Source organism: Rhodoferax sp. UBA5149, assembly GCF_002413825.1.
In the GTDB taxonomy this organism is placed as follows: Bacteria; Pseudomonadota; Gammaproteobacteria; order Burkholderiales; family Burkholderiaceae_C; genus Rhodoferax.
The window spans coordinates 37,854-46,550 of the sequence record NZ_DHXT01000043.1 but is presented as its reverse complement, the minus strand read 5'-3'; the positions used below and the strand labels follow the sequence as shown (position 1 = coordinate 46,550).

The window sequence follows — 8,697 nt, the reverse complement described above, 5'->3', positions numbered from 1 at the left end:
ACTTGGCACATCGGCATCCTGCGTTACTTCAACCCGGTGGGGGCCCACGCGAGCGGCCTGATCGGCGAAGACCCGCAGGGCGTGCCCAACAACCTGCTGCCGTTTGTGGCCCAGGTGGCCGTGGGGCGGCGCGAGTTCCTGAACGTCTGGGGCAACGACTACGCCACGCCCGACGGCACCGGCGTGCGCGACTACATTCATGTGGTGGATTTGGCGCTGGGGCACGTCAAGGCACTGGAGCGGCTGCAACAGCAGACCGAATGCCTGGCCGTCAACCTGGGCACGGGCGTTGGCTACAGCGTGCTGGACATGGTGCGCGCCTTTGAGAAAGCCAGCGGCAAACCCGTGCCCTACAAGGTAGCGGAACGCCGGGACGGCGATATCGCTTCGTGTTACGCTGATCCAACCCATGCGTTCGCGACGCTGGGCTGGCGCGCTGAGCGTGGGCTGGAGGCCATGTGCGCGGACGCCTGGCGCTGGCAAATCGGCAACCCCAACGGCTATTCCGTGGCTTGACTATCAACAACAGAGGGAGTGGAAAATGAATAGCAAAAACGAGGTCAACCATGGCTAAGGGCATGATTCTGGCGGCCGGGCAAGGCACCCGCGTGCGGCCGCTAACGCGCGACTTGCCCAAGCCGATGGTGCCGATTTTGGGAAAACCGGTGATGGAGTACCTGATTGAGCACCTCGCGCGCCACGGCATCACCGAGGTCATGGTCAACGTCGCCTGGCATCATCAGAAAATTGAAGAGTACTTTGGCGATGGCAGACGTTGGGGTGTGCAGATCGGTTATTCCTACGAAGGTGTTCGCGACCATGGCGACATCTTGCCCCGCCCCATGGGCTCGGCCGGCGGTATGCGGCGCATCCAGGACTTCAGCGGCTTCTTTGATGAGACCACCCTGGTGCTGTGCGGCGATGCCCTGATTGATCTGGACATCACGGCGGCCGTGGCGGAGCACAAGGCCAAGGGTGCCATCGCCAGTGTGGTGGCGCTTGACGTGCCGCTGAAAGATGTCCAAGCCTACGGCATTGTGGTGGCGGCACCTGACGGGCGCATTCAGTCATTTCAGGAAAAACCCAAGCCCGAAGAGGCTAAATCCACGTTGGCCAGCACCGGCATCTATATTTTCGAGCCCGAGGTGCTGGCATTGGTGCCGTCGGGCAAGGTCTATGACATCGGCTCGCAGCTGTTCCCCCAGCTGGTCGAGCAAAACCTGCCGTTCTTTGCCCAGAACCGCCCCTTCAACTGGATCGATATCGGCCGGGTCAGCGACTATTGGTCGGTCTTGCAGCGCGTGCTAAGTGGCGAAGTGGCCCAGATGAACATGCCCGGGCGCCAGATCAAGCCGGGTATCTGGGTCGGTCTCAATACCTCCGTTCCCTGGGATGAAGTCAAGATTGAAGGGCCGGTGTATATCGGCTCCAGCGTGCGCATCGAGCCCGGCGCCACCATCACGGGCCCAGCCTGGATCGGTCATGGCAGCCACATTCGCACGGGGGCCAAGGTGGTCCGCAGCATTTTGTTTGAGTACACCCGCATCGCCGCCGACATGCGGTTCAGCGAGATGATTGTCTCGCCCGATTACTGTGTTGACCGCCACGGCGAGACCCTGTACCGCGGCGACGATACCGCCCAGCTGCGCTGGGGCGATGCCAGAGCCTGAAAGCGCGCACCCATTTGACCCACCAATCCGCTTTGAGATTGATTTCCCCATGTTGATTCAACCCGTTGTTCTGTCTGGCGGCTCCGGCACCCGTCTGTGGCCTCTGTCACGCGAGAAATACCCCAAGCAACTGCTGCCGCTGATTGGCGAAGACTCCCTACTGCAGGCCACGGTGCGCCGGGTAGACGGCATCGCAGGCGCCGAGCTGGCGCCCCCGATGGTGGTGTGCAACGAGGAATATCGCTTTGTCATCGCCGAGCAACTGCGCCTGATGGGCAAGCCCGGCACCATCGTGCTCGAACCCGTAGGTAGAAATACGGCGCCAGCCCTCACGATTGCTTCATTGTCAGCTATTAAAATAGGAGCAGACCCGGTATTGCTGGTGATGCCGGCGGATCACGTCATCCTCGACACCGCGGCGTTCCAGAGCGTTGTCAGTCAGGGTGCCTTGCTGGCCGCAGGCGGCGCTATCGTTACCTTCGGCATCACACCCGATGCGCCGGAGACCGGCTACGGCTACATCCAGTCGGGTGCGACTTACACCGGGGCGCCCGACGAAAAAAAACCCTCTCCGGCCAAGCTGATCGCCCGCTTTGTTGAAAAACCAGACCGGCAAACGGCACAGGTTTATCTGGATGCGGGCTCATACTTGTGGAACAGCGGCCTGTTCATGATGCGCGCCTCGGTCTGGCTGGCCGCCGTCGGGGTCTGCCGACCGGACATTTTGGCGGCCTGCCAGAGCGCCTGGGATCAGGGCTCAACCGACGGTGAGTTTGTTCGGGTTGGCAAAGAAGCATTTGCCGGTTGCCCGCCTGACTCGATCGATTACGCCGTGATGGAACGCATTGCCGCCAGTGGCGCTGAGTCCGGCACCAGGGCGGGTTCACTGCCGCCGGGAGTGGTCATTCCGCTCGCCGCGGGCTGGTCGGACGTGGGCGCCTGGGACGCCTTGTGGCAGGTGCTGCCCAAAGACGAGTCGGGCAACGTCGCCCAAGGCGATGTGCTGCTGCAGGACTGTCATGACACGCTGGCCCTGTCAGAAGGCCGGCTCATCGCCTGCGTGGGCGTGAGCGACCTGGTCGTGGTGGAAACTGCGGATGCCATTCTGGTGGCTCACAAGGACAAGACCCAAGACGTCAAGAAAATTGTCGACCAGCTCAAACAGGCCGGACGAACCGAGGGGCAAAATCATCGCAAAGTGTTTCGCCCCTGGGGCTGGTACGACAGTGTGGACACGGGCGCCCGTTTTCAGGTCAAACGCATTGTGGTCAAACCCGGCGGCACGCTGTCGCTGCAAATGCACCACCACCGCGCCGAACACTGGATTGTGGTCAGCGGCACGGCCAAAGTGACGCGGGGCGACAGCACCTTCCTCTTGTCAGAGAACGAATCCACCTTTATTCCACTGGGCACCACGCACCGCCTGGAAAACCCCGGCCGCGTGGCGCTGGAGATGATTGAGGTGCAATCAGGCGCCTATTTGGGCGAAGACGATATCGTCCGGTTTGAAGATGTGTACGGGCGTTAGCTGTCCAACTTGTCATTCGTCAATGCAATGCAATGAAGGACAACAGAAGATGAACCGAAGAATGCCACCCATTTCTTGACTCTACGAGCAAAGCGGTAACGCTGCAAAAAGTTGAATGAAAAATCCACGTGCATCAGACGCCAGAAGATTCTTGCATCAAACACTTCGGAAAGCATTTTCTTTCTTCCCGCGAAGCCTGCGATTTGCGGTGTACCGGTCTTTTGTTGATTGTGACCCCCGACCCGACAAACGCCTGGTCCTCAAGATCGCGGAGACGAGGGAAGAGTTGCAAGCGTGTTTCAAGCTCCTGCATGATGCCTACGTTGGCAGCGGCTTCATGCGGCCCGACCCGTCAGGCATGCGCGTCACCATTTACCACGCTCTGCCTACCACGACCACACTCTGCGCCAAATACGATGACGAGGTGGTGGGGACCATCTCGCTGATTCGCGAAAGTGTGTTCGGTTTTCCCTTGCAGTCCATTTTTGACTTGCACGAAGTTCGCGAGAAAAAAGGCCGGGTTGCGGAGGTGTCTGCGCTTGCCGTGCATCCAAAATTCAGGAACACCGGAGGGACGATCCTGTTTCCGCTGATGAAATTCATGTATGAATACTGCACCACGTTCTTCGATACCCGGCATCTTGTGATCGCCGTCAATCCCAACCGGATTGAAATGTACGAGTCTCTTTTGTTCTTTGAGAGATTGGCGGAAAACGAAGTTGAAAACTACGATTTCGCCAATGGCGCACCGGCGGTAGGGGCCTCCGTTGACCTGCACGTCGCCCCTGAAATCTTCAAACGGGTTTATGGGAAGAAGCCGAGGCGAAAGAATCTCTATCTGTATTTTTTGCGGACCAGGCTGCGCAACATTGTGATGCCAAGTCGGCGTTACTTCACAACCAATGATCCGGTGATGACGCCGGATCTGCTCGACTATTTTTTCAACCAATGCACCCATACTTTTCAAAATTTAAATGAAAGAGAGAAGGGGCTGCTGCATTCCATCTACAACCTCCCCGAGTACAAAGAGGTGCTGCCGGTTATTTTTTCCGAGTCCAACTTCCGCATCCGTCAGCGCAGGCATCAACGCTATTCACTCAAATGCCCGGGCAGTTTCTCGGTCATCAGTCCTGAAAAGACGGAGGTCTATGCACTGCGGGTGGTCGAGTTTTCCGACGATGGCTTTCTGGCGCATTCCAAAGCACCCTTACCCACCAACGTTTGGGGTGAAGCCAGTATTCGACTCGGGAGTGAGGAGAAATCGATCGTGAAGGCCATGGTCGTACGTGGCAATCACAAGGGCTCTCACGGGTTTTACGGTTTCAAGCTGGTTGAATCTGATTTATCCTGGCGAAAACTTGTCAGCGTGCTCAAGTCGGGGACCACCCATGAAGACCTGGACAATGCCACGCGATTTCTGACGGATTGAAGGTTTCAATCATTCAATTCGGGTCAGTTGGCCTTGTCCCGTTGCAACAATTGCAGAATGAATACGGATGGAACGGCATAGCTGATCCCCGACGGGTGAGTCAACGCCGATTCCCGGGTTCCTTTGATGAAAACCATGTTGACAACGCCAAGCACCTCGCCCGTGTCCGGATCAAACAAAGGACCGCCACTGTTTCCGGGATAGGCCGTGCCATCCAGCTGAAAGATATCGAAACTGCCCCCGCCCCGCAGGCTGCGTATTGTTTTTTCATTGAGTTGCTGTGCGGAAGGGGTGGGCAGCGCAGCCGCTGTAATGGAAGAAACCATACCCCGGTGCGTCACGGGGGAAAAACCAAGTGCCCCCCCAATCGGAAACCCCATGAAGGCAATGGCTTGCCCTTCTTGAACCGAGCCCGAATCACGCACGCTGAGCGCAGGTGCTGCAGGCCCATCAAAACGCAGCAGGACCAGATCATGAATCGGGTCCACTTCGAGCACCGTCGTTGGTCGCATTTCAAGTTCATTTTTGCCAACCCTGATCTGGATCACCAAAGCGGCTTGGGCGCCCTCTTCTGTGGGTTGCGGAAGGACATGGGCATTGGTGATAACCAGGTTGCCGTTGCCCACAATGAAACCCGTGCCCCGCAAAGTAAATCGCGGACTGTTTGTGCTCTTGTAAGTGCCAACTATGACCACCGACGGTTTGACTTTGGCAATCGTGCTGGACATGTCGGCCTTGAGCGGGCCGACAAAAAAGAGATTCACGACAACAATGAATAGCAGCCTGGATTTCATCTTTTCACCCTCCATGCAATCGAGTCAAGGGACACGAGTTGCCCTACCCACGACGACACACGTTGTGCACGCATGCCATCAGGCTTTCAAATCAACGTCAGCAATCGATTTTTCCAAATCGTGTGATTCTGGTCGAATAAATGCCTTTCGCCCCAAATGGTAGGCCAGCAAAAAGAATGGCATGCGGATCCAATGTGATCGGACATACAACGCGAAACGTGCGGGCCAGGTCCCCAGCGAGCTGGTGCTTGCATGCACTGGTCGCAGAGCCCGCAAATAGCAGGCATCCATCAACTGGCCTACCAACGGCGGCGGTTTTCCAATTCGGGCCAGTTCCAGCACATGACTGGGGACGGGGGTATCCAGCATCAAGGTGGTATACCTCAACGCGTAATACAGTGGTCGTGTCAATCCCAGCACCGCCGCCCGCGGCACGAGCTGCTCCCAAAAGCCGTGCATGTCACCGAATTGCCTGAGCAGGCTGTCCAGGTCAAACAGGTCACGAAGTCCTTTCTCAAAGTCTCCCTCATGGAAAAGGTGAGTTGCGCTGTGTAGCAGCATGTCTGTGGGCTGCAGGACATACAAATTGGTATGGCCCGGCAATGCAACCACGCCCGTCAACAAGGCCGTTGTATTTACTTTGACGCGCGCGGTCTCAGGCAGGATGGTGTGGTGCACATCAATGGTCGTTCCCCGCTTGACGTGACGCATCGGAGGTATTTCGTGCATCCAGCGACGGTAGTAACGCTGGTCATAGTCATCGTGATGTGAACCCTGCCAGCCATGAATCATCAACTCGCTTTCGCAGCGACCCAGTCTTTTCTTAGGTACGATGATGTCAACATCCGAAAAAGTCCGCCCATGCGCAGCGGCAAGATCGGCCATGACATACGCAGCGCCCTTGAGCAGAACGACCTTTACCTCGGCATCCGTCAAGGCTTGGCCAATACACTCAACCTCCCAGCGCAAGGCGGTTTCCTGTCGTTGCGCCATTTTCAGTGCAGAGGTCAGGTGGTGGCGAGGAGCCAGGGGAATAGCATCTATCAAGCCGTTTTGAGTCAATTTGTGCGCCAGACGCGCCAACAAATTTGCACGTCGTCCCTGACGAATCAGCAAGTCCCATTCCAGCGCAGACAAGTGACACAGTGATTGCGGACTCAGCAGAGCCATGACAATCGAATCACATTTTGGAGTCATCCCCCTCCCGCCAGTAGTTCTTCAAAAATTCGTTGGGCATCGTCAAGCTGGCTATAAGTCAACTGGTAACACTGACTTTGGTCTACCAATTTCCCAATCGCCTCGAAGCCGCGCACGCCCTGGACGTCGTAGTTGAAAGACTGCTCAGCAATCAGCATACATGTGCGCGCGCGGCTATACGGCGCCAGATCAGGGCGCGCATCAGGTGAATACTTGGGCAAAATAATCCATGAAGGCCGCACCGGTTCGTTAGCACGCAAGACGCTGTTCAATGGCGGACGCAACAAAGCCACCGTGCCTTTGGTGGTATCGGGCACTGAGGCCGTCATCACGGCAGATGGTGCAAATTGTTTAATGACGTCAATTGATTTATTTTTCAAATTGATCGGCCGAGACATGCCATAGATCATGCCACCCTCCATGTCATAAAGAGCCAATTCGTCCGAAAGCAGACGCCATCCCCGCATGACCAAGCCAGTGCACAAAGTACTTTTCCCGGACCCGGGTGGGGCGGGTAGTAACGCAGCCTTCCCTTCTTTTTCGATCACTGCCGCGTGAATGATCAAATACTGGTGGCAATGGGCAGCCACACACCAGTTGAGCCCCCACTCCAGCATGGCAAATGCCTGGGCAGCAGGCAAGGGAATGAAGGAAGGTTGGCCATCAAAGAAAAACCGAACTTGGGGTTTGATCCAGCGTCGCAAGCCGGTTTCACGGGCAACCTCTATGTGGAAATCGGCAAACGCGTCAACTGAACAAACGTCAAAATCTGCATACATCAGTGCGATGTCGGTGGCAAGAGACGTCACATTGCTCTTAATTCGTGCGACAAAGGGGCCCACAGTTAACAGGAGTTCGCTTCGACGAAGCGAACTGGCGAGTTGCGACGTGGTGAATTCAGCTATTTTCAATGTGGAGAGACAGTAACGAGGCCAACCGTTTGCAACCGAAGCAAAGTGGCATCAAGGAACTCCACGACCACTGCATGTTCCGCTTCCGAAAACAACCCGGCAAGCTCTCCCGCCAGCGCCCCCGTCGTACACGATGATTTTGAGAGTCGTTGTAACAATTCAACGTCGATTGAACTAATCAGGTGCGTATCTCCTGTGACAATGTTGTATACCACCGACAATTCATCATCATCCCAACCACAGAACTGCAACACCCCATTGGACAAAGAAGACCAGAAATTCAATTGGCCTTTTTCCACAACACCCAGTAATGTTTGATTCTCACCACCAAGCTCCGCTAAGGGGTCACAACCCAGTTATTGAAAAGATACTCACTTACCTTCGTTAGAGTCCACTTCCCGTCACCCCCATCGAAGGTCCCTGCGATCATTGATTCCAATTGACCGTCTCTAAGACAACTATCGATGTCATTTTTGAACCTGGCTTTCTTCAGTACAGCATAGTTCAACTGGCCAATAAGGGCGTAAGTCTTGGGCTGCGTGCCATAGGTGCCGGTTGGCACATCTTTCACAAGCAAGGTAGTGGAAAATCCAGGATTAATAAAGCCACAAGTCACAAGATGCCCCACTGTCACCTTTGTGTAGTCAAAAACACTCTTGTTTCTATGCTTTGAATTGCACGCAGGGATAGTCAACAGCGTGGGGCACGCAACGCACAGTTCGTTCCAAGGCGCTCCAGCATCAACACCAGTCGCAAGATCAACAGAAGTTCGTGGTGTGTTCGTTTTCCAATTATTTATCGTCCATGTTTCATCGATATACGACTTATGCGCGACACCATGCTTCAGACTGGTATTGGGATTGATCTGTTCGGATCCCCAAGCCGACGGACTTTGGCAATGCCAAGCGAGAGCTGGTCGACTAGCCAGCGTGGCCACAATAGGAACAGCCGCTGTCCCCAACTTGATGAGTCGACGCCGGGACGGAGACGCAATAGGAGGCAAAGCCGTAGTGGGCACGGTCACCTCGTCAAACCCCGCATCTATTTTTTTTTCAATTTCGCTCATAAACTTACCTCACTAATTCATGTCCGCGGGATGAAATCCGATCGAACTCTCCGCTCGCACACATGCACCACATGACAGATATCCATGTCGGCCTTTTCCAAA

The 8,697-nt window shown here is 55.7% G+C and carries 9 protein-coding genes; 4 read left to right on the top strand and 5 right to left on the bottom strand.

Features of this window, described 5'->3' with window-relative positions; genetic code table 11:
* The 4 genes from B3V69_RS03415 to B3V69_RS03400 all read left to right on the top strand — a co-directional run.
* On the top strand, positions 1-516 hold a 516-nt coding region (locus tag B3V69_RS03415; RefSeq protein ID WP_296443815.1), incomplete at its 5' end, for a GDP-mannose 4,6-dehydratase.
* Between the two features lie 50 nt (positions 517-566).
* Positions 567-1,670, top strand: a complete 1,104-nt coding sequence (locus tag B3V69_RS03410) for an NDP-sugar synthase (protein ID WP_296443813.1) — start codon at positions 567-569, stop codon at positions 1,668-1,670.
* A 49-nt stretch (positions 1,671-1,719) separates the two neighbouring features.
* On the top strand, positions 1,720-3,198 hold the full coding sequence (locus B3V69_RS03405) for a mannose-1-phosphate guanylyltransferase/mannose-6-phosphate isomerase (RefSeq protein ID WP_296443811.1): 1,479 nt from the start codon (positions 1,720-1,722) through the stop codon (positions 3,196-3,198).
* Positions 3,199-3,313: 115 nt separating this feature from the next.
* Positions 3,314-4,627, top strand: coding sequence for a GNAT family N-acetyltransferase (locus tag B3V69_RS03400; RefSeq protein WP_296443809.1), 1,314 nt, complete (start codon positions 3,314-3,316; stop codon positions 4,625-4,627).
* 23 nt (positions 4,628-4,650) lie between these two features.
* On the opposite strand, the gene B3V69_RS03395 is transcribed toward B3V69_RS03400, so the two are convergent.
* The 5 genes from B3V69_RS03395 to B3V69_RS03375 all read right to left on the bottom strand — a co-directional run bounded on the left by B3V69_RS03395 (position 4,651) and on the right by B3V69_RS03375 (position 8,595).
* The gene (locus B3V69_RS03395) at positions 4,651-5,421 is read right to left on the bottom strand and encodes a S1 family peptidase (protein ID WP_296443807.1); all 771 of its coding nucleotides are present in this window, start codon (positions 5,419-5,421) and stop codon (positions 4,651-4,653) included.
* 78 nt (positions 5,422-5,499) lie between these two features.
* On the bottom strand, positions 5,500-6,618 hold the full coding sequence (locus B3V69_RS03390; protein WP_296443805.1) for a nucleotidyltransferase domain-containing protein: 1,119 nt from the start codon (positions 6,616-6,618) through the stop codon (positions 5,500-5,502).
* Positions 6,615-7,529 (bottom strand): HprK-related kinase A, encoded by a 915-nt coding sequence (locus B3V69_RS03385; protein WP_296443803.1) that lies wholly within the window; start codon positions 7,527-7,529, stop codon positions 6,615-6,617. Before B3V69_RS03385 ends, B3V69_RS03390 begins: the two co-directional genes overlap by 4 nt.
* Positions 7,526-7,828 (bottom strand): HPr-rel-A system PqqD family peptide chaperone, encoded by a 303-nt coding sequence (locus tag B3V69_RS03380; RefSeq protein ID WP_296443801.1) that lies wholly within the window; start codon positions 7,826-7,828, stop codon positions 7,526-7,528. The genes B3V69_RS03385 and B3V69_RS03380 overlap by 4 nt, the downstream gene beginning before the upstream one ends.
* 38 nt (positions 7,829-7,866) lie before the next feature.
* Entirely contained in the window at positions 7,867-8,595 is a 729-nt protein-coding gene (locus tag B3V69_RS03375) for a hypothetical protein (protein ID WP_296443799.1), read from the bottom strand.
* Between the last annotated feature and the right edge of the window lie 102 nt (positions 8,596-8,697).

Excerpts from the sequence above, each read along its gene's own strand:
- B3V69_RS03395 (WP_296443807.1), bottom strand. The coding sequence starts at position 5,421 with ATGAAATCCAGGCTGCTATTCATTGTTGTCGTGAATCTCTTTTTTGTC.
- B3V69_RS03390 (WP_296443805.1), bottom strand. The coding sequence starts at position 6,618 with ATGACTCCAAAATGTGATTCGATTGTCATGGCTCTGCTGAGTCCGCAA.
- B3V69_RS03405 (WP_296443811.1), top strand. The coding sequence starts at position 1,720 with ATGTTGATTCAACCCGTTGTTCTGTCTGGCGGCTCCGGCACCCGTCTG.
- B3V69_RS03400 (WP_296443809.1), top strand. The coding sequence starts at position 3,314 with ATGAAAAATCCACGTGCATCAGACGCCAGAAGATTCTTGCATCAAACA.
- B3V69_RS03410 (WP_296443813.1), top strand. The coding sequence starts at position 567 with ATGGCTAAGGGCATGATTCTGGCGGCCGGGCAAGGCACCCGCGTGCGG.
- B3V69_RS03375 (WP_296443799.1), bottom strand. The coding sequence starts at position 8,595 with ATGAGCGAAATTGAAAAAAAAATAGATGCGGGGTTTGACGAGGTGACC.